Source organism: Marinomonas sp. TW1 (assembly GCF_001625355.1).
Lineage (GTDB): Bacteria > Pseudomonadota > Gammaproteobacteria > Pseudomonadales > Marinomonadaceae > Marinomonas.
The window spans coordinates 16,174-36,678 of record NZ_JSEE01000001.1 but is presented as its reverse complement, the minus strand read 5'-3'; the positions used below and the strand labels follow the sequence as shown (position 1 = coordinate 36,678).

The following is a 20,505-nucleotide window of genomic DNA, read 5'->3' as shown; positions in this document are numbered from 1 at the left end:
CCGTTGTGGAATCTTGATTATTTAAAGTCGAAACGTGTCCAAATAGGTGCGTGGTCTGATGGTTTTTCCAGACCTCGCAATTCATAGTCGACGTCAGCGTCGGCCACATAAGGCGTTAAGCCAGCTGAGGATAAGATAACATCAATTCGAAGACCTCGTTTTGGGTCATCATCAAAGCCTTTCGAACGGTAGTCAAACCAGCTGAATCGGTCATTTTTAGAGGGGTTCAGATGACGGTAGGTGTCTGTGAATCCCCAATCTAGTAAGGTTTTAAACCATTCTCTTTCTTCTGGTAAGAAGCTGCATTTCCCTGTCTTTAACCAGCGCTTAGCGTTATTTTCACCAATGCCTATGTCGAGATCCGTTGGTGAGATATTAATGTCACCCATGACAATGATTTTTTCATCCGCAGTATGGTTTTCAAGGTAGTTCATTAAGTCGGCGTAGAACTTGCGTTTCGCGGGGAATTTTGTCTCATGATCGCGATTTTCACCTTGTGGAAAATACCCATTCAAAACCTTGACTGGTCCGTGAGGCGTGTCAAAAGTGGCAATGATCATACGGCGTTGCGCGTCTTCATCATCACCTGGAAAGCCGTATTCAACTTGAGTGGCTTGTTGCTTGCTGAATATGGCGACTCCGTAATGAGATTTTTGACCATAATAGTAAGCATGATAGCCAACGGCTTGAGGGATTTCATGAGGAAAAGCGTCGTCGTGGACTTTGATTTCTTGTAAACCAATGACATCAGGTTGATGTTTTTCCACTAAAGCATCAATTTGGTGTGGTCGAGCGCGCAGACCATTAATATTAAAAGAGACAAATTTCATAGCAGGCTTCCAACTGTATTTTTGCCAATAATAGCAGATGTGGCTACGTCAATCTTGTCTTTGCCTTGCACATTTAAATGCTTTTTTCGATCGCCCTAATAGAATGATTCTTTTGAACTTTTTTGCCTAGCCCTGCTACACTGGCGAGATAGATTTATAAAGCATGATGTTGGAGAAATACACAATGGCTTATCAATACGATTTATTTGTTATCGGTGCTGGCTCAGGTGGTGTAAGAGCAAGCCGAGTGGCGGCGTCAAAAGGTTACAAAGTCGCGGTTGCGGAAGGCAGCGCATTAGGCGGAACGTGTGTGAACATTGGTTGTGTGCCCAAGAAACTCTTTGTCTATGGCTCAGAGTTTGGTCATGGGTTCGAAGAGGCGGCGGGCTTTGGTTGGCAGCACGAAGGCGTATCATTTGATTGGTCTGTGTTGCGTGATAACAAGAGCAAGGAAATTGAACGACTCAATGGCATCTACGGTAACTTATTAAACAATGCGGGTGTGGATTTGATCAAAGGCTATGCGCGCTTTGTTGATGCTAATACCGTCGAAGTAAATGGCCAAACTTATACGGCCGAGCGTATTTTGATTGCTGTTGGTGCGAAGCCATTTATTCCTAACTTTGACGGCAATGATCTGGTGGTCAGTTCCAATGACATGTTTTATTTAGAATCCCTTCCAAGTAACGTATTGGTTGTCGGCGGTGGTTACATTGCCGTTGAGTTTGCCGGTATTTTGAATGGCTTGGGGGTAAAAACCACATTAGCGTATCGTGGTGATCAACTGCTTCGTGGTTTTGATGAAGATGTACGCAACTTTGCCAGCGTCGAATACGAGAAATCTGGCATTGATGTGCAATTAAACACGGATGTGGAGCGTATTGAGTTGGTTGATCCTAAGCAACCAAAGGGGTCACGTTTAGTGCACTTTAAAGATGGACGCAGTGAAGAATTTGGTTTGGTTTTATATGCGACGGGCCGAGTGCCCAATGTGGACTCTTTAGAACTTGATAACGCCAATATCATCACAGGTAAAAATGGTGCGGTAGTCATTGATAGTAACTTCACCACCTCTGCGTCAAGTGTCTTCGCACTTGGCGATGTGACCGACAATATTCAATTAACACCTGTGGCCATCAAAGAAGCCATGGCCTTGATTGATTACTGGTTTGAAGGTACACCCGTTAAGTTCGATTATGACAATATTCCGACTGCGGTATTCAGTCAGCCGGCGATTGGTACTGTGGGCTTGAGTGAGCAAGAAGCCGAAGCCAGAGGTTTAGATTTCCGCGTTTATCAAACGGATTTCCGTCCAATGAAACACACGTTAAGCGCCAGCACCTCTCGGTCATTAATGAAGCTTTTGGTAAACAATGCGAACGACAAAGTGATTGGTGCTCACATGGTAGGGGATTATGCCGGTGAAATCATTCAAGGTCTGGGCATTGCCATTAAAGCGGGTGCGACCAAAGCCGATTTTGATGCAACAGTTGGGGTTCACCCTACCAGCGCAGAAGAATTTGTGACTTTCTCGGAAGGCTCGTTGAAAAAGCGTGATTAATCGAATCGTAAGTTATAAATAACCACCTCTAAAAAGACGCCTAGTGCGTCTTTTTTGTTGTTTTCTGTTCATAAATAAACTTCACGTCCATGATGTTTTTCACCTCTCCATTATCAAGCAATATGTCCCCATGAATGTAGCCACCGCGGCTGCGATAAACCGGTATTTGGTTATATGTCCCGTTTTTATGGGCGATCCAAGTAAGCAGGGCGAGGGGGGTTACATCATCAAAGCGGCAATAAATGTGCTCCGATGAAGGAGTAAATAACCCTTGATGGGCTGTTTGTTCGAACAGTTTGTTTGCCAATTGATCCGCCAGTGCTAAAAAGAACGCTTGCTGCGTTGTGCGGTACATTTCTAAGCTGGCAAAGAGTAAAAGCGGATCGCTTTGTCCATCAAATTTGGCATCTTGTCGTGTTTGCCAATTCCCTAGACCAAAATGTTGGGCCATGGCGCAAATGCTCGGCCAGAGTGCTTCGCTTTTTGACTCACACCAGTTAGTAACATAGGCAAGGAATACGTGAACTGGCAGAGGGCGGCGGATTAGTTCTTGGCCTTTTTGACCATAGTAACCAAAGCGAGGGATCCTGTGCCCAGTGAGGTCTTTGCCATCGGCAAACATGGGTTTGATTTCATTGGTTTGGTGATCGTAAGCGTATTTCGCCCACGTTTCTAGGCCTTGTGTGGTCCAATCCAGTAGTTGCTTCCCTTTTGCGTCGACACCTTTTGTTCCTAGATCGCGAGCCAATAAGGTTTGAGCCAGTGCGGAATCTCCGTAAATGCCTTCAGGTCCATTGAGCGCGTCTTCGTCCGCTTTGAATAGCACCCAGGCTTCTTTGGCGACATCGCCATATTCTGGTCCAAATTGTCTTTGTGCTCTGTCGCCCCAAAACGAAAAAGTGTATTGAGGGTGGTGTTCATCGATTGGTGCGTCGCCGGTTTTAAGGGGTTGGTTATATTGATAACAACCAAGCTGAGTGTCAGGGTGGCGACTGTTAACATACTGACTCATCAAATGTTCCGCCCAAGATAAGGCTTTTTCATCACCATCCATGGCGTATAGCAAGCCAGCACTGAACACCAGATCATTGCCAATATTCACGAAGGACAAGCCTTTCATTTCTCGTAACGGTGATAAGTTGGCTTGCTTTGGTTTGTCCCAAACGCTTAATTCATCGAATTCCAAGCCGTATTGACCATGACGGGACATTGCCATCTGTTGCCAATCGGTGACGTGGGTGTTCCAGATGGCTTTGATGAGTTTGCGAGTCGCTGGCGCATCGGTTTCGTACATGAGTTCATAAAATGGGCAATGGTGTTTGAGTTCATGCACCATGTTTTTGTTTTCAGGACCGACTGAGTCTAGGGTTTTCAAATCAATAAAAGAGTGCCCCCCCCAGCGGATCAAACCACTGGAATCGGCATGATCAAAATGCCATTGAATGACGCGTTGAGCGGCTTGTTTGTACTTGGGGTCTTGAGTGATATTGGATAGACCAACAAAAAAACGAAATAGGTTTTGTTGACTGGCAATATTGGAAGGTTGCCAAATTCGACCATCGGTATTTTTCCAAGCAACGGCTTGTTTGCTGTGAAGCTCACAACCATCAAAAAACAAAGGCGTGCCATGATAAGGGTCGCGATAATCGCGCAAAAGAGTCTCCGCGTATTGAGTAAGATAGTCCAGTACAACTTGCATAATGACGTCCTGTTTTTTCTTTATTTGTATTATTTGAGAGACGGTGTTGAGTATTCATACTAGCGAAATATCAAATGCGATTCCATAAAATAAAACGCCATTTCATATTTATTCTTGGTTAGATTGGGCAAGTTTGGTCGCATGCGTTTTCTGTATAGGGCTAGTCTTAATTTCGATTGCCTCAGTAGTGAGGCTTCTTTACCCTAGTGGAAAATCGACCATTGTAAGAGTATCTAATGAATCAAGTATTAAGCACTTTGCAACCTGAGGCCATTTGGCGGCACTTTCAAACGCTTTGTAATATTCCAAGGCCATCTTTTCATGAAGCTCAGTTACGAGATCATTTGATTTCTTGGGCAGAGCAACTTGGTTTGACGACTTATGTCGATCCAGTGGGTAATTTGTTGATTCGTAAGTCTGCTAGTAAGGGAATGGAAGACAGACAAACCGTCGTGTTACAAGGTCATTTGGACATGGTGGCGCAAAAAGAAGCGGATCTTGAACATGATTTCACCAAGGATCCAATTCAAACCCAAATTATCGACGGTTGGGTGTCGGCAAAAGGTACGACTCTGGGAGCGGATAATGGTATTGGCGTTGCAGCCGCCTTGGCGGTATTGGAGTCTACTGACGTTGCCCATGGGCCAATCGAAGCCTTGTTTACCATAGAAGAAGAAACCAGCCTACGAGGTGCTTTGCAGCTCGAGGAAGGGATCTTAAAGGGTAAAATCCTACTTAATTTGGATTCCGAAGATCGAGGCGATGTATACATTGGTTGTGCTGGTGGGGTCGATATCAACATCGATAAGCTTTATACGCCGATTCCGGCGACAGCAGACAAGAAGGCGTATGAAATTAGGGTTTCCGGCTTACGCGGCGGTCACTCAGGCTTGGACATTCAAAAAGGGCGTGCCAGTGCCAATGTATTAATTGTCAGGCTGCTAACCTTGTTGAAAGAACAATGTGATTTTGGGCTAAGCGCGTTTTCTGGTGGCACCCTTCGTAATGCCATTGCGCGTGATGCCAAGGCGACAATTAATCTGGAAGCCAGAGACGAAGCCATCTTATTTCGCTTTATTGAAACATTTGAGAAACGCTGCAAACTTGAATTTTCGGTCATTGAGCCAGATTTAAAAGTGGGCTTAACGCCAGCGACACTCGACTCTGAGCTGGATGCTGCGACCACAGACCGTCTATTAAATGCCTTATACTGTGCGCCTCATGGGGTTCATAGAATGAGCACCGAGTTAGAAGGGGTGACAGAAACATCGTGCAATTTAGGCGTCATCAACCTCAGTCACGCGGCATCAGGGAAAAAGAAATTTGATGCCTGTTTGTTGGTCCGTTCATTAGTCGATTCAGCTGTGGAACATCAAGCTCATGTTGCCAAGTCGGCATTTTCTTTGATTGATGCTCAAGTTCGTATGGTAAATGGTTATCCTGGTTGGCGACCAGATCCGAATGCCGGCTTACTGAAAGCGTTTTTGCAAGTGCATAAAGAGGTCATGGGCTATGAGGCGAACGTTAAAGTCATCCATGCGGGTTTAGAATGCGGCATCATTGGGGCAAAGTATGCCGGTATGGAAATGGTATCTTTTGGTCCCAATATACGTGGTGCGCATTCGCCAACGGAGCGAATGGAAATTGATTCCGTCTCGGATTTTTGGGGTTTATTGATGGCCTTATTAGCGTCAACGCCAAAAGCGTAAGGCGCTGTTATAGTGCCATCTTTAATGGATTTAAAGGGTGGCACTCAGGAGAGAAGCTTAATCAAGATTAGAAAATTGATTAAGGCATTGTTTCTAAACGTACGGACTCAATTAGCATTGGGGTACAGCTACCTTTAGAAATGTGTTGATAATGGACTGTGTATTTCTGCCCCTTTATGGGGGGTGAAGAAAATAGATTGTGCGCTGTTTCAAACTGGTTATGCTCATTGCTTAACATTACATAACTCTTATCGACATGCGAGACGGTTGCTTGCTCAGCGCCATTAATGTACTGGCAAGCGCCACCTACTTTTGCTTCACAAGCGGTCATTAATAGTAGTGTTGTAAAGCAAATGCTCAGAGTAGGTATCTGTATTTGGCACATCGATTTTATATCCTTTAGTGAAATGGCTTAATACGCGTCAGATAAGTGGTTCAAAGTAAGGATAGGCCTCTTCAAAAAACATCTCATGTAGTGTGCTAAACGCCATAGCCTGCTTGTGATCTTGTTTAAAGCATTGTTGACTGACGTTTTCCCATGCTTGCGATGCCCAGTAATACGTTAATGAGACCTGATTTTGGCTAACTTCGAGTCCAGCAAATGTGTGCTTTTGCTCAGCGAGGGATTGGCTAAGACGTGCTGCTCGACTTAGGCTGATGGCATTTTTTAGAGGCATCCCGCAATCTTCTATAAGCGTTATTGGCAGCGCAGTTTGTAAATCCTTGCCCAGCATGAATGGTGCTTTTTTATAGTGTGTTTCAATGGGAAAAAGACCGAGATGAAAGTCCGGGTCTTGGTCGTCAAAAGCCAAATGTCGGCCGCTGAAACGCAGCGTTCTCTGCTCTAACGAAATGTCCATGTGATAGGTTTTAGCCATGCTGGCCGCGGGCAGTTTGAAACTGAATTCTTGTGTTGTGGCAGGCAACTTAAAGAAACCATCTGAATCAGTCAGTGTTGAGTTAAGAGAGGTTAAGTCGGTGACCTTAATGCCAGATAACGGTTTTCCCGTTTCCATATCAATCAGGGTGCCAGTCCAGCTCGGCGATACGAATTCAGTTCGAAACACGGGAACGCAAGCCGATATTAAAAGTAGCAATATAGAGAGCACGAAGGCGATTAGGCCAGTGTGGAGAGATCGCAAACAGAGGCGTGAGAAAGAATGGTTTGATTTTGTCATTATGCACAGCCTTCGATGTATAACACGCTTGGCACAAGCCCAGCCTTGATGACATCTATTTGATTATTAATGTAATCCACGACGATGGCCTTGGTTTTGTTTGGATTATACCAGCGTAAATATACACCATTTTCATATTCATGAGGTTCTACTTCAATGTCAGGGTATTTGCTAGAAAAGTCAGTCAAGCTAAGTGATTTTGACGCCAATTCATAGAAAGGGCTATCTGTATCAATGACATTGAGTTGGTTGCTATCAATGCGTTCAATAACATGGTTAACGACCATGACGGACACATTTGGGTAGGCGTCGAAGCGAATATATTGGCAATCATCAACAAGCCTTGATTGGACGGTAAACGCTAATTGGGTGTCCGTGAGTGGCTCGCCAAACATAAGACGGCCGAAATGATCATGGTGTACTTTAGGCGAATCTTCGTATTTAACCTGATGATTCGTCGCGGCTAGGTTGCTAATACCAAAACAGGTTAGCGTCACAATCATACTGTAGATGGCTTTACTATATTGGATAACAACCTCCGACGGTTTGTTTGTAAGCGCGATGGATGGGATTTGATTACTCTTACAGATTAGTGATTTAGGCGTATAAAGCAAGTGACAGTAAAATGAAATTGGCGTGATATCCTGAGAATAGGATCCAAGCTTCCCCTTATAAACTGTGTCATAATCTTAGCTTTCAATTCGGTTAGGTTTGATCATGGGGTCGCAAGGACTGACGATAAGTCTGAATGGTAAGAAGGTTGGCGTAGCGTCGGGTGAGAATTTACTGACGGCGCTGCTTGCGAATCAATTCGACGTTCACTATGGCTGTCGTGCTGGGGCTTGTGGCGCATGCCGTTTGTACGATCAAAATAATGGTGAGTCGATCTTGGCTTGCCAAACTCAGCTTGTTTCTTCCTTATCATTGACCACGCAACCTGTGTCAACAAGCATTCCTTTCTCCTTAATTTCCAAAAAGCGGCTAGATGAAGCCAGCATTGAATTAACCTTGATGGGGCCAAGCGATGAATCCTTTGGGGATCGTCTGCGTTTATCATTTGATCAAGAGGGTTTGGCTGAAGAATTCATGGCTTTAAATGCGGCAGGGCAAGCCTTGACGCTGGTGTTATTAAAGTCTCAGTTATCGGCTGCGGACTGGCTATTGGCTTTGAATCTTGTCCCTGCGGATCGTGTTTTTTTACAGCTTCAACAGGGCGTTCGAAAAGGCCGTTTGTTGTATGAATTAAGGGTAGATCAAGGACCTTGGCTGGTGGTTTTGGCTGCGGAAAATATCGCTTATGAAAAGCATTGGCGAGAGGTGCTTGCTAACGAAAACTGCGATCTATTAGCCTGTTGTACGTTATCTGATGAGTCTGACAACCTAGCGGAGCAGGTTGTTTTAAAAGAAGCCTTTTCGCAAGTTTTGAGTAAAACTAACTCGACTGATTTAAACATTCTGTATCATGGTCAAAAACGTTCCCTGCAACAGTGGGAAGACTATTTAAGACCATTACGTATTCGAACTCATCAGCTGCATTTCGTGCGCTGAACAATCAAATTAGGTTACCAGATGAAGATTTTACACACCTCAGATTGGCATTTGGGGCAGCATTTCATGGGTAAATCCCGTCGTGAAGAGCATAAGGCATTTATTGAGTGGCTTTTGACTGTGGTAGAGCGAGAGTCTATTGAGGCGGTTATTATCGCCGGTGACGTGTTTGATACCGGCTCACCACCAAGTTATGCCCGTGAAATATACCATCAATTGGTGTTGGAGATGCGTGCTAGAGAGTGTCAGCTGGTGGTGATAGCGGGCAATCATGACTCAGTGAGTATGCTCAACGAGTCGAAGAGTTTATTGGCCTATCTGGATGTTCAAGTCATTTCTCAAGCGGATTTAACTGACTTGGATTCACACGTCGTGCCTCTAAAGGATCGTCAAGGCAATGAAGCGGCTTGGCTTTGTGCTGTGCCATATTTGCGTCCAAAAGACATGATGCAAAGCCAATCAGGGCAATCAGAGCAAGACAAGAAAGAAGGCTTGCTGCAGCAAATTAAAGATTTTTATCTTAGCCTTTATCAGCGAGCAACACAGCGTAATGCCGATAGAAAAAAGCAATTGCCCATCATTGGAACGGGTCATCTTACTGCGTTTGGTAGTCAGTTAAGCGAATCGGTGCGTGACTTGTATGTGGGCACTTTGGATACCTTACCCACCTCGGTTTTCCCACCTTTTGATTATCTTGCGTTAGGCCATATTCATCGCCCACAAGCGATCGGTAATAATGGTTGTTTTCGTTATTCCGGCTCGCCCATCGCACTGAGTTTTGATGAACTGGGGCGTGACAAGTCGGTGGTTATCCTTGATACGGAGTTACTGTCTACGGCCATGCTTTCTAAAGACAGCAATGTCATGACGGACCTGTTTGCCGAGCAAGAAGAGCCTGTGGTGTTAAAACCGATTCCGTGTTTTCAACCCATGGTCAGCTTACAAGGGGATCTACAAAGTCTGCTGTCTCAGATAGAAGGTCTGTCCTGTGAAGAAGGCAAAACCATTTGGCTGGAAGTGTCTGTCTTAGCGGACGAATATTTAAGCGACTTGCATAAGCAATTATTACAAGCGGTGGAAGGAAAGCCCATTGAGTTGTTAAGGGTAATGCGTAGGCGAACGCAAGGCGAAACATCAATGGCATTTATTGAGCGACAAACCTTATCTGAGTTATCGGTTGAAGAGGTTTTTGATCGCAGTGTTACTGCCAGCTTAGATTTAAAAGACGAGGAAAAAACCGCTTTGTCGCAACTCTTTCAACAATGCTTAGAAGACGTGAATGAGCACACGGAAGGCCATGGCAAGGCGCAAGAGGAAGCGGTCGAATGAAAATTTGTAAGTTACGACTCAAGAACCTCAATTCTCTAAAAGGCGAATGGCAAATTGATTTTACCAAAAGCCCATTTGACGACGCGGGTGTGTTTGCCATTGTCGGGCCCACTGGTGCAGGCAAATCCACCTTATTGGATGCCATTTGTTTGGCCTTGTATCATGAAACACCTAGATTAAAGGTCTCGCCCAGTCAAAATGATGTTATGACTCGCCATACTGCGGAATGTCTGGCAGAAGTGGAATTTGAAGTAAAAGGTAAAGGCTATCGGGCTTTTTGGTCGCAAAGACGAGCACGCAATGTCAGTGATGGTAAGCTGCAACCCATGAGCTGTGAACTGAGTGAGATCGATGGCAGCATCATTACGACCAAGATAAACGATAAAATCGACAAAATTGCTGAAATAACAGGGCTGGATTTTGCGCGTTTTACTAAGTCTATGCTGCTGGCACAAGGTGGTTTTTCGGCTTTCTTGAATGCCAAGGCCAATGAGCGTGCTGAATTATTGGAAGAGCTCACCGGCACGGAAATTTATGGGCAAGTATCGAAATGGGTGTTTGACAAGCACAAGCAAGAGAAACAAGCCATTGCGGCTTTAGAACTGGCCAGTCAACAAACACCTCTAATGTCAGCCGATGATCTGCAAGCTTTACAGCAAAAAGAGACAGAGTTTACCGAACAAGACACGACTTATACCAAGCAAGTGGCGCTTCATCAAACGGCTTTTGAGTGGCAACGAAAGCAAGCAGAGCTCAAACAACAAGAGCACAATGCGGTACGGTCATTGGCCGACACAGAAGCCTCAGTGCAGGCCTTTGCCGATCAGAAAAAAGCGTTGGAACAAGCTCAAAAAGCGCAAAGTCTTGAGGCAGATTTTACCAAGCTGGTGGATGTTCGTGATGCGTTGTCTCAGCTCAAAGAAGAGCAAGTTTCACTGGAAAAGAGCAAACAAGAAACGTTTGAAACACAACAAGAGGTCACCAAAAATCTTGAGGTCAGTACAGAGAATTTGGTGGCGATCAAGAAGGAAGCTGAGCAATTACAGCAACAGATCCAGCATAGAATTCAGCCATTGGTCTTGCAAGAGCAAACGTTATCTAGCCAGTTAGAAGAGCAAAAGGCTTTAGTTGAGCAAGCTCATCAGAAGCATCAATTGCTGTTAGATGAAGAAACGCAACGAGAAAATGTCTTCGCTCAAACCAAGGCTTCTATTGAGCATAACCTGCAACAGCTTGACCAATACCAAGGTATGGAAAAGATTGAGGCGGAGTTGGCCAATTGGCAACATCAATTAGAGAGTCTGTCTGCAAATCATCAGACATTAGCGCAATCGTCATCCTTGGTGCAGGAAAAGCAGCAAGCCTATGAAGATGCACTGGGTCAGCAACAACAGCATGTGATGCTTGGTGAGACCTCAAGTCATGCCTGGCAAGTCAACCAACAACAGCATGCAGAAGCTTTGCTAGCCTTTCATGAGCTTACTGACGGACAAGATTGGCAGACTTGGTCGGATCAGGCTTTGCAGGTAGAAAGGCAAGCGCAAATTAGTCGGCAGATAGAGCAATTATTGCAGGACTATCAGTCTAACGACCTTGAGCAAAATCAGCTTGAAGAAAAGATCCGTCAATTAAACCATCAAATAGCAAGCATAGAACAACAGTTGGTGAAGGCGCGACAGTCTTATAAAGAAAAAGCAGCGCATCAGAAAACTCTTGAGCAATTGGTTGAAGCGGAACGTCATATTACCGCGTTAACCACGCTTCGAGATCAACTTCAGGAAGAGCAAGCTTGTCCATTGTGTGGCTCTCAACAACACTATTTGCATCAAGCCTTGTACCAGCAAGATTCCGGTCATCAACAGCAGTTGATGGCTTTGAACCAGTCTTTAGAAGAAGCGAAGCAACAAGGTCAAACGTTAGCGGCAGATGAGAAACTGTTAGCAAAAGAGGTGGTCTTACTCGGTCAGCAGTTAGTGGCTTTGCAAGAACAACAAGAGCAAAGAAAACAACAAGTTTTGCCTTTGTTGTCTAACTTAGGTTTGTCACCTCATTATCTAGAAAATAGCCAAAATGATCGACTTGATGTTGTGGGCAATCAGCAACAGATCTTACCTTTTATGCAAGCTTGGCAAACGGTTCAGCAAACACAAGCTAGTGTTCAAGAAAAGTACAATGTTGTGATGCAGCTCGAAAAAGAGCGACAAGCTTTGCAAGAGCAGCGTCAAAACTATGATGCTCGATTCGCCGAATTGGATGCCCATCTGCAGTTAGCCAAACAAGCGTTAGAAACAGAGCAAAGCCGACAGAAAGAGGTGATGAAGAACATCGCTCAAGCAGAGCAAGCGCTTCAGCAAGCCATGCAGCAGGCTGGTGTGCCGCCGTCTTTGTTTGATCGACCTATGACTCAAGCGATCACATGTTTACAGCAAGATGTTATGGCGTGGAAAGCGGTTAAAGCGTCACAGGATAAGCTTATTCAAACTCGAGAGCAGGCGCAGTTCGAGCTGGCCAAACTAAAATCTGTCCTAGAAGAAGGTCAGAGTAATGTGAAAAAAGCCGAGGACAAGCTGAGTGAACTAAATCAGCAGAGTACGACGCTTCATGCTGCCTTATCTGATTTGCTTGGGGGAGAGTCGATTGACTCCCTACAGCTGGCTATGAACGAGAAATTAGCAAACGCTGAGCAGGAGCAACAAACGCAGCAAACTCAGTGGCAGGACTTGCAGGATGCCTTATTGGCTCTGACTACCCAGCTTAAATCCATGCAAGCTAATATCGAAAAACAGGTGGAAAAAGAACAAATTTTGCAACCTAAATGGTTGGCAAGCCTTGAACAGACCGGCTTTATGGATGAACAAAGCTGGCAAGCGGCGCGTGTTTCAGAGCAGCAGCGGCAAGATTGGCAAGCAACGGATAAAACCTTACAGACTCGCTTTGCTGAGCATCAAACTTTGCTCACTCAAGCACAGCAGAACTTGCAGCAGCACCAAGAAACGCAAGAAAAAATAGCCGATCCATCTTTGTTATCGATTAATTTGGACGCATTAAAAGCAAAACGTGATGAGCTGCAAGCTCAACAACAAGCCTTGCATCGCGAATGGGGCGTGGTCACTGAACAGTTGAAACAAGAAGCGCAGCGCAGCAAGCAGGTGGCGAGTTTGCTTGAGGCGCTGGAGAAAAAACGAGCTGATTTTGTTCATTTAGAGCGTCTCAATTATGTTATTGGTTCGGCAGATGGTGCTAAGTTCAGACGTTTTGCGCAAAGCTTAACGCTGGATCATTTGGTGTATTTGGCCAACCAACATTTGCAGGTATTGCATCGTCGTTATCAACTAAAACGTCGTGAGCAAGATACTCTTTCCCTTGAGGTTGTTGATACTTGGCAGGCGGATGCCAGTCGAGACACCAAAACCTTGTCCGGTGGCGAGTCTTTCTTGGTGAGTTTGGCATTGGCGTTGGCACTTTCTGATTTGGTGTCTCATAAAACCAGCATTGATTCTTTGTTTCTTGATGAAGGGTTTGGCACGCTGGATAGTGAAACGCTGGAATCGGCTTTGGACGCATTAGACAATTTGCATTCTTCGGGTAAGACCATTGGCATCATCAGCCATATTAGTGCACTGAAAGAACGAATTCCGGTGCAAATTAAGTTAACGAAACAAAGTGGTTTGGGTGTGAGTCGATTGGGCTCTGAATTTTTCGTTGCAGATTGATTCTCTATGGTGCAAAAGTTTTCCCCAGTTTAATGGGAACAAGTATGTAAGTAACTTGTAAAAAACTAATGGAATCAAAAGGTTAAAATATCGCTCAATATTGAGCACTCAAGCTGCATGAGGCACTATAAGGGAGCAAATTATTGTGTTTCTTTATTGTAAAAATACGGTTTATTAGCGTTTCTTTCGTTGACGGCCTTGGTAGAATGCTGCGGTATTAAGGTTGTGTGCTATTTCTTGTGTATGTGGCCCTGTTTAGACTGTTTAATAAGGATAATGTAGATGACTGATTCTGGCTTCCAATTAAAAGGAAGTGTGGTTACTACTATTTTGTTGGAGATTCGCTCATTTTCATTAGAGGGGATTGTTACTCAATTAGAGCAAAAAATTGCACAAGTGCCGAATTTCTTCAATCAAGCACCGATTATCATAGATCTGTCGAAGATGAAGCGTGGCATTCGTATCGAAGAGTTTGAGGCATTAATACAAGCTATTTCGACGCTTGGACTAAGTGTCATCGGTTGGCGATGTGATCCTGAAGCGCTGCCGGTATGGCATGCGCAGGTGTCGATTGCTTTGTTGCCTGCCAGTAAAGCCCGTGCGATCAATATGGCGCCAGTGTCGTCAGACGAGGTCAGCCCAGATGTTGTGGTCAAAACGGTTGTGGAAGAAAAGCGGGTTCCGCAAGCCACAAAAGTCATTACTAAGCCGATTCGTTCAGGTCAGCAAGTGTATGCGGAAGGGGATTTGATTGTATTAACCCAAGTCAGTGCCGGTGCTGAAGTGTTAGCTGATGGCAATATTCATGTTTATGGTGCATTGCGTGGCCGTGCTTTGGCGGGCGTGAAAGGGGATACGGAAGCACGTATTTTTTGCAAAAGTATGGAGGCCGAGTTGGTCTCGATAGCGGGTAATTTTATGCTGAGTGATGCATTGCAGAAGATCGTATGGAAAGACAGCGCTCAAGTATATTTAACGGACGAACAATTAGAAGTGGTTCCGTTGTAGATTGATAGATTAATTAAAATGGTTCATTTCGAGTCATTGGAGGATAAAACATTGGCAAAGATTATTGTCGTTACCTCGGGTAAGGGTGGTGTTGGGAAAACAACGTCTAGTGCAGCAATTGGTACTGGCATTGCAATGAAAGGGCATAAAACCGTCATCATCGACTTTGATGTGGGGTTGCGTAATCTTGATTTGATTATGGGTTGTGAGCGTCGAGTGGTATATGACTTTGTTAATGTCATCAATAAAGAAGCAACCCTGTCACAGACATTAATTAAAGACAAACGTACCAAAGATTTGTTTATTCTGCCGGCGTCTCAAACCAGAGACAAAGATGCATTAACAATCGAAGGGGTTCAAGAAGTTCTGGAAGCGCTTTCTAAAGAGTTTGATTACATTATTTGTGATTCCCCAGCCGGTATTGAGAAAGGGGCTCAGATGGCCTTGTATTTTGCTGATGCGGCGATTGTTGTGACAAACCCTGAAGTGTCTTCGGTCCGAGACTCGGATCGTATTTTGGGTATTTTACAAAGTAAGTCAAAACGCGCTGAAGAGGGTAAAGAGCCAATCGAAGAGCACCTGCTTTTAACTCGTTACCATCCAGAACGTGTTGCGCTGGGTGAAATGTTGAGTGTGTCTGATGTGGAAGACATTTTGGCGATTCCTCTATTGGGTGTTATTCCGGAATCTGAAGCCGTCTTAAAAGCATCAAATCAAGGTACGCCAGTGATTTTAGAGACTGAGTCCGAAGCGGGCTTAGCCTATACTGATGCGGTTGATCGCTTAATGGGTGAAGAAAAACCATTTCGCTTTTTAGAAGTTCAAAAGAAAGGCTTTATCAAGCGCCTGTTAGGAGGTTAGTGTGGGGATTTTTGATTATTTTAAGAGCAAAGCTGAACCAAGTTCGGCTTCTGTAGCAAAAGATCGGCTGCAAATAATCGTAGCGCATGAACGCACTAAGCGACAACAGCCAGATTATTTGCCACAAATGCAGCAAGAAATTATTGATGTCATTCGCAAGTATGTGCAAATTGGCAGTGAAGATGTACAGATTCAATTAGACAATACAGATGAATGTTCTGTTTTAGAATTAAATGTGACCCTTCCCGACCAATAATGCGTATGTAATCCATACCAGTGTAAGGGCATTTGTTACCTTGTTTGATTTACATCGTGGTAAATGCTTTCTTTGGAGGAAATTGGATAATAATGATTGTCATTGTTTTACTGATATTTGTCTTGGGTGTATTATGCCCTCACAATGGAAACAGAGTGCTGAGTAGTCAATGATATTACGAATTTCTTTGGGCATCACCGCTGCTATTGTTTTGGCTGCTTGTGGCGAGTCAAATCAGGTTGCCAGTCAAACTAAAGCGGTAAATCACGCCAAAACGTCTCAGTCTCAGGCGTCAAACGAGTTACCAATTCCCCTAACCGATCCTAAAGCTTTGTTGGGATCGCTGTTGTTTTTTGATACCAACTTATCCAAAGAGCGAAATCAGTCTTGTGCGACCTGTCATGCGATTGCCACGGCGTTTGTCGATAAACGCTTAGATGCGGTTGGTGGGGCTGTTTCGTTGGGCAGTGATGGGCATTCAATGGGTGGGCGTAATACACCAGCGGCGGGTTATGCTGCCTTCTCTCCCGCTTTTCATAAAATGTCTAATGGCGAATATCGTGGTGGGCAGTTCTTAGATGGTCGGGCTTCAGGGTTAGCGGAGCAGGCTCAAGGTCCATTTGTAAATCCTGTTGAAATGGCGTTGTCAGATGGCGATGCGGTGGTTCAGCGAGTGAAGGAAAACCCACAGTATCAGCAGACGTTCAATGCGTTGTATGGTGACGGGATATTGGATGACCCTAAAGCGGGTTATGACGCCATTGCTGACGCCATTGCTAGCTTTGAAAAAACCGAACTCTTTATGCCATTTGACTCGAAGTATGACAGAGCGTTACGCGGAGAGGTGACATTAACGTCACAAGAAGAGTTAGGAAAAACCTTGTTTTTCTCACAACAATTTACCAACTGTAATGCTTGCCACCAATTAAATAGTTCGCCATTTAATTCGCAAGAGACGTTTACAAATTACGAATACAGAAACATTGGTGTGCCTGCTAATCCGGCTTTAGTGGCACAGAGTGGCGGTGTTATTGATCGAGGGTTGTTGGATAATCCTGATATTAATGATCCTAAGCAGGCGGGTAAGTTCAAAGTTCCTTCTTTGCGAAACGTCGCGGTTACTGGGCCTTACATGCACAATGGCGTATTTAAAGATTTGCGGACTGTGGTCTTGTTCTATGACAAATATAACAACCCAACTCGCACAATTAACCCAGAAACAGGCAAACCTTGGGCAGAACCGGAAGTGTCTGAGAATATTGATTTTGTCGAATTGGAAAAAGGGCCGGCATTGCCCGATCAGCGAGTGGATGCCATTGTCGCTTTTCTAAAAACGCTAACAGATCAGCGTTATGAGCCTCTATTGGACGATTCCGCTGCCGTAGGCGACTAGCTTTTTATTTCACGTCCTCATTGTTTTCATTGATAAAACTGGTCTGATGACCAGTTTTTTGTTTTCATGGATACTTTCTTTTTCCTAAGAAGGATATGAATGATGAAATATGTGCCATTAGGTCGAACAGGTTTAGAGGTTTCTAGGGTCTGTCTAGGGACCATGACTTGGGGGACTCAAAACACGCAGGCGGACGCAGATGAGCAGATTGAATATGCGTTAGACAACGGCGTTAATTTTATGGATACGGCGGAAATGTATTCGGTTCCGCCAACCCCAGAATCTTATGGTAAGACTGAAACGATTATTGGTGATTGGTTATCGCGACATCCTTCTAAGCGAGAGGATTTTGTGCTGGCTACTAAAATAGCTGGGGCTGGATTGAAGTACGTTCGTGATGGCGGTCCGATTACTGGGCAGGCTGTAATTGAGGCAGTGGATGCGTCTCTGAAGCGTTTGCAGACGGATTACATCGACTTGTATCAATTGCACTGGCCTAATCGTACATCTCCTCATTTTGCCAAGCACTTTCCGAATCACATTCGTTTCACTGATGTGGATGGTGTTGAGCACTCCAATCAGATGTTAGATATCTTACAAGGCATTGATGCGTGTATAAAAGCAGGCAAAATTCGCCACTTTGGATTGTCTGATGATACTACGTGGGGCATTAATGAATATCTTCGTTTGAGTGAAAAGCATAACTTGCCAAGAGTGGCATCCATTCAAAATGAGTTCAGTCTATTGCATACCAAAGATTGGCCATACTTGATTGAAAACTGTGTCCATGAAGATGTGGCTTATTTGCCATGGTCTCCCCTCGCTGCTGGAGCGTTAACAGGTAAATATCTTGGTGGTGCCCGCCCTGAAGGGAGTCGTTGGAGCTACGCACAACGGAATGGTATTTTTCGTGATACGCCGTTAGTGGATAAAGCTGTGTCAGCGTATTTAGAGGTGGCTCATACATATAATATGACGCCAGCGCAACTGGCATTGGCTTGGTGTGACCAAGTGGATGGTGTCACGTCGACCATCATCGGTGCTACTTCGTTAGATCAGTTGAAAGAAGATATGGCAGCCTTTGATATGACGCTTAGTGATCAGTCATTGAAAGACATTATGACGGTCTTTAAAGAGTACCCAGTTCCTTTCTAAGGCTTTACTCTATCTTTTGTGACTTATGAAAAGCTGGCCGCATGTTATGCGCCCGGCTTTTTTATTGCCTGGTTTCATTAAAGCCAACCAATAGGGCAAAAAAAAACCGATGCAAGCATCGGTTTTTTTATTCGCTCAAGAAAGATTAGTCTTGGCTTTTCTTCTCTTTTTGCGCAGCAATAACAGTTTCTGCTACGTTTGATGGACATGGTAGGTAGTGAGAGAACTCCATAGAGAACTGACCACGACCTGATGTCATTGTACGTAGTGTGCTGATGTAACCAAACATTTCAGAAAGAGGAACGTCGGCTTTAATGCGAACGCCAGTTGCGCCTTTCTCTTGGTCTTTGATCATGCCGCGACGACGGTTCAAGTCACCGATTACGTCACCAACGTGATCGTCTGGCGTGAATACGTCAACTTTCATGATAGGCTCGATCAACTGAGGACCGGCTTTCGGGATAGACTGACGGAAAGCGCCTTTAGCAGCGATTTCGAAGGCAATAGCAGAGGAGTCAACTGCGTGGAAACCACCGTCGAACAGCTCAACTTCAACGTCTAGTACAGGGAAGCCTGCTAGAACGCCTTCTTCCATCATAGACTTAAAGCCTTTTTCAACTGCTGGGAAGAATTCTTTTGGTACGTTACCACCCACAACAGAAGAAGAGAATGTGAAACCAGAACCTAGCTCACCTGGTTTGATGCGGTAATCGATCTTACCGAATTGACCAGAACCACCAGACTGTTTCTTGTGCGTGTAGGTATCTTCAACTTCTTTCGTGATGGTTTCACGGTAAGCAACCTGTGGTTGACCAACAACTAGGTCTACGCCGTAAGTACGCTTCAAGATGTCTACTTTGATGTCTAGGTGAAGTTCACCCATACCACGAAGGATGGTTTCACCAGAATCTTGGTCAGTTTCTACACGGAATGTTGGATCTTCAGCAACCATTTTACCGATTGCAATACCCATTTTCTCGTTACCACCTTTATCTTTCGGTGTTACAGAGATGGAGATAACTGGCTCTGGGAAAACCATGGCTTCAAGCGTACAAGGGTGTTTAGGATCACAAAGAGTGTGACCAGTTTGTACGTTTTTCATGCCTACGATTGCCATGATATCACCCGCTTGCGCACGGCTAATTTCTTTACGGTCATCCGCTTGCATCTCAACCATGCGACCAACACGTTCTGTTTTGCCTGTGAAGCTGTTTAGAATCGTGTCGCCTTTGTTGATTACACCAGAGTATACGCGTACGAAAGTCAAGGCACCGAAACGGTCATCCATGATTTTGAACGCAAGCGCTTTAAATGGTTCGTCAGCAGAGACAATGGCTTTTTCGCCGTTTGCATTACCTTCTTCATCTGTTAGGTCTTGTGGGACCACGTCAGTTGGGCTAGGTAGGTAATCAACTACGGCATCAAGAAGAAGCTGCATGCCTTTGTTTTTGAAGGCAGAACCACAGTAAGTTGGGAAGAATGCAAGGTCGCGTGTACCAGTACGGATACAACGTTTAAGGTCTTCCAAAGATGGCTCTTCGCCTTCCATGTAAGCCATCATTAGGTCGTCGTCTTGCTCTACCGCAGTTTCAATCAATGCTTCACGGTATTCTTCAACTTTATCAACCATGTCAGCAGGAACGTCTTCAACTTTGTAGTTTTCAGGTTGTCCACTTTCGTCCCAGATGTAAGCTTTGCGAGTAAGCAAATCAACAACACCAACGAATTCGTCTTCTGTGCCGATTGGTAGAACCATAACTAGAGGCGTTGCACCAAGAACGTTTTTCACTTGGTCAACAACACGGTAGAAGCTTGCACCTAGACGGTCTAGTTTGTTAACAAAGATCAAACGTGCAACTTCAGATTCGTTCGCATAGCGCCAGTTAGTTTCTGATTGTGGCTCAACACCACCAGAACCACAGAATACACCAACACCACCGTCAAGAACTTTAAGGGAACGGTATACTTCTACTGTGAAGTCAACGTGTCCAGGTGTGTCGATGACGTTGAAACGGTGGTCTTTCCAGAAACAACTAACCGCAGCAGACTGGATGGTAATACCACGCTCAGCTTCTTGTTCCATGAAGTCTGTAGTAGATTCACCTTCATGAACTTCACCGATTTTATGGATAATACCAGTAAGTTTAAGAATACGTTCTGTTGTGGTTGTTTTACCCGCGTCTACGTGGGCAAAAATACCGATGTTTCTGTATTTTGATAAGTCAGCCATTACATTACTCTAAATAAGTGAGGACGAAATTTGCG

The 20,505-nt window shown here is 44.7% G+C and carries 16 protein-coding genes; 10 read left to right on the top strand and 6 right to left on the bottom strand.

Annotated elements, in window-relative coordinates; genetic code table 11:
- Positions 1-17: 17 nt before the first annotated feature.
- Positions 18-830, bottom strand: coding sequence for an exodeoxyribonuclease III (gene xthA / locus OA79_RS00155; protein WP_063331215.1), 813 nt, complete (start codon positions 828-830; stop codon positions 18-20).
- A gap of 184 nt (positions 831-1,014) precedes the next feature.
- On the opposite strand from xthA, the gene gorA reads away from it, so the two are divergent.
- On the top strand, positions 1,015-2,391 hold the full coding sequence (gorA, locus tag OA79_RS00150) for a glutathione-disulfide reductase (RefSeq protein ID WP_063331214.1): 1,377 nt from the start codon (positions 1,015-1,017) through the stop codon (positions 2,389-2,391).
- 40 nt (positions 2,392-2,431) lie between these two features.
- Here gorA and OA79_RS00145 read toward each other — a convergent pair whose 3' ends face one another.
- A complete protein-coding gene (locus OA79_RS00145; protein ID WP_063331213.1) occupies positions 2,432-4,090 on the bottom strand; it encodes a pectate lyase in 1,659 nt (552 codons plus the stop codon).
- Positions 4,091-4,326: 236 nt separating this feature from the next.
- Here OA79_RS00145 and OA79_RS00140 point away from each other — a divergent pair, with 236 nt between their 5' ends.
- The gene (locus OA79_RS00140) at positions 4,327-5,799 is read left to right on the top strand and encodes an aminoacyl-histidine dipeptidase (RefSeq protein WP_063331212.1); all 1,473 of its coding nucleotides are present in this window, start codon (positions 4,327-4,329) and stop codon (positions 5,797-5,799) included.
- Between the two features lie 79 nt (positions 5,800-5,878).
- On the opposite strand, the gene OA79_RS00135 is transcribed toward OA79_RS00140, so the two are convergent.
- The 3 genes from OA79_RS00135 to OA79_RS00125 all read right to left on the bottom strand — a co-directional run bounded on the left by OA79_RS00135 (position 5,879) and on the right by OA79_RS00125 (position 7,480).
- Positions 5,879-6,184: a hypothetical protein gene (locus tag OA79_RS00135; RefSeq protein WP_063331211.1), complete on the bottom strand. Its 306-nt coding sequence runs from the start codon at positions 6,182-6,184 to the stop codon at positions 5,879-5,881.
- A gap of 37 nt (positions 6,185-6,221) precedes the next feature.
- Entirely contained in the window at positions 6,222-6,866 is a 645-nt protein-coding gene (locus tag OA79_RS00130; RefSeq protein ID WP_156486191.1) for a hypothetical protein, read from the bottom strand.
- A 110-nt stretch (positions 6,867-6,976) separates the two neighbouring features.
- The gene (locus OA79_RS00125) at positions 6,977-7,480 is read right to left on the bottom strand and encodes a hypothetical protein (protein ID WP_063331209.1); all 504 of its coding nucleotides are present in this window, start codon (positions 7,478-7,480) and stop codon (positions 6,977-6,979) included.
- 214 nt (positions 7,481-7,694) lie between these two features.
- On the opposite strand from OA79_RS00125, the gene OA79_RS00120 reads away from it, so the two are divergent.
- From OA79_RS00120 to OA79_RS00085, 8 genes are all read left to right on the top strand, one after another.
- Positions 7,695-8,525 (top strand): 2Fe-2S iron-sulfur cluster-binding protein, encoded by an 831-nt coding sequence (locus OA79_RS00120; protein ID WP_063331208.1) that lies wholly within the window; start codon positions 7,695-7,697, stop codon positions 8,523-8,525.
- A 21-nt stretch (positions 8,526-8,546) separates the two neighbouring features.
- On the top strand, positions 8,547-9,854 hold the full coding sequence (gene sbcD, locus OA79_RS00115) for an exonuclease subunit SbcD (RefSeq protein ID WP_063331207.1): 1,308 nt from the start codon (positions 8,547-8,549) through the stop codon (positions 9,852-9,854).
- Entirely contained in the window at positions 9,851-13,567 is a 3,717-nt protein-coding gene (locus OA79_RS00110; RefSeq protein WP_063331206.1) for an AAA family ATPase, read from the top strand. Before sbcD ends, OA79_RS00110 begins: the two co-directional genes overlap by 4 nt.
- 282 nt (positions 13,568-13,849) lie before the next feature.
- Positions 13,850-14,575 carry a septum site-determining protein MinC gene (minC, locus tag OA79_RS00105; protein ID WP_063331205.1) on the top strand — a complete coding sequence of 242 codons (726 nt, stop codon included), beginning with the start codon at positions 13,850-13,852 and terminating at the stop codon, positions 14,573-14,575.
- 51 nt (positions 14,576-14,626) lie between these two features.
- A complete protein-coding gene (gene minD, locus OA79_RS00100) occupies positions 14,627-15,436 on the top strand; it encodes a septum site-determining protein MinD (protein ID WP_063331457.1) in 810 nt (269 codons plus the stop codon).
- Position 15,437: 1 nt separating this feature from the next.
- Positions 15,438-15,692, top strand: a complete 255-nt coding sequence (gene minE / locus OA79_RS00095; RefSeq protein WP_063331204.1) for a cell division topological specificity factor MinE — start codon at positions 15,438-15,440, stop codon at positions 15,690-15,692.
- A gap of 169 nt (positions 15,693-15,861) precedes the next feature.
- A complete protein-coding gene (locus OA79_RS00090; protein ID WP_063331203.1) occupies positions 15,862-17,085 on the top strand; it encodes a cytochrome-c peroxidase in 1,224 nt (407 codons plus the stop codon).
- Between the two features lie 99 nt (positions 17,086-17,184).
- A complete protein-coding gene (locus tag OA79_RS00085) occupies positions 17,185-18,240 on the top strand; it encodes an aldo/keto reductase (RefSeq protein ID WP_231908769.1) in 1,056 nt (351 codons plus the stop codon).
- 145 nt (positions 18,241-18,385) lie between these two features.
- Here OA79_RS00085 and fusA read toward each other — a convergent pair whose 3' ends face one another.
- On the bottom strand, positions 18,386-20,470 hold the full coding sequence (gene fusA / locus OA79_RS00080; RefSeq protein WP_063331201.1) for an elongation factor G: 2,085 nt from the start codon (positions 20,468-20,470) through the stop codon (positions 18,386-18,388).
- Positions 20,471-20,505: the final 35 nt, after the last annotated feature.

What these genes read in the sequence shown, in the direction of transcription:
- OA79_RS00135 (WP_063331211.1), bottom strand. Translation starts at nt 6,184, where the DNA reads ATGTGCCAAATACAGATACCTACTCTGAGCATTTGCTTTACAACACTA.
- OA79_RS00090 (WP_063331203.1), top strand. Translation starts at nt 15,862, where the DNA reads ATGATATTACGAATTTCTTTGGGCATCACCGCTGCTATTGTTTTGGCT.
- sbcD (WP_063331207.1), top strand. Translation starts at nt 8,547, where the DNA reads ATGAAGATTTTACACACCTCAGATTGGCATTTGGGGCAGCATTTCATG.
- minC (WP_063331205.1), top strand. Translation starts at nt 13,850, where the DNA reads ATGACTGATTCTGGCTTCCAATTAAAAGGAAGTGTGGTTACTACTATT.
- fusA (WP_063331201.1), bottom strand. Translation starts at nt 20,470, where the DNA reads ATGGCTGACTTATCAAAATACAGAAACATCGGTATTTTTGCCCACGTA.
- gorA (WP_063331214.1), top strand. Translation starts at nt 1,015, where the DNA reads ATGGCTTATCAATACGATTTATTTGTTATCGGTGCTGGCTCAGGTGGT.
- OA79_RS00120 (WP_063331208.1), top strand. Translation starts at nt 7,695, where the DNA reads ATGGGGTCGCAAGGACTGACGATAAGTCTGAATGGTAAGAAGGTTGGC.
- OA79_RS00125 (WP_063331209.1), bottom strand. Translation starts at nt 7,480, where the DNA reads ATGATTGTGACGCTAACCTGTTTTGGTATTAGCAACCTAGCCGCGACG.
- xthA (WP_063331215.1), bottom strand. Translation starts at nt 830, where the DNA reads ATGAAATTTGTCTCTTTTAATATTAATGGTCTGCGCGCTCGACCACAC.
- OA79_RS00085 (WP_231908769.1), top strand. Translation starts at nt 17,185, where the DNA reads ATGATGAAATATGTGCCATTAGGTCGAACAGGTTTAGAGGTTTCTAGG.
- OA79_RS00110 (WP_063331206.1), top strand. Translation starts at nt 9,851, where the DNA reads ATGAAAATTTGTAAGTTACGACTCAAGAACCTCAATTCTCTAAAAGGC.
- OA79_RS00145 (WP_063331213.1), bottom strand. Translation starts at nt 4,090, where the DNA reads ATGCAAGTTGTACTGGACTATCTTACTCAATACGCGGAGACTCTTTTG.
- OA79_RS00140 (WP_063331212.1), top strand. Translation starts at nt 4,327, where the DNA reads ATGAATCAAGTATTAAGCACTTTGCAACCTGAGGCCATTTGGCGGCAC.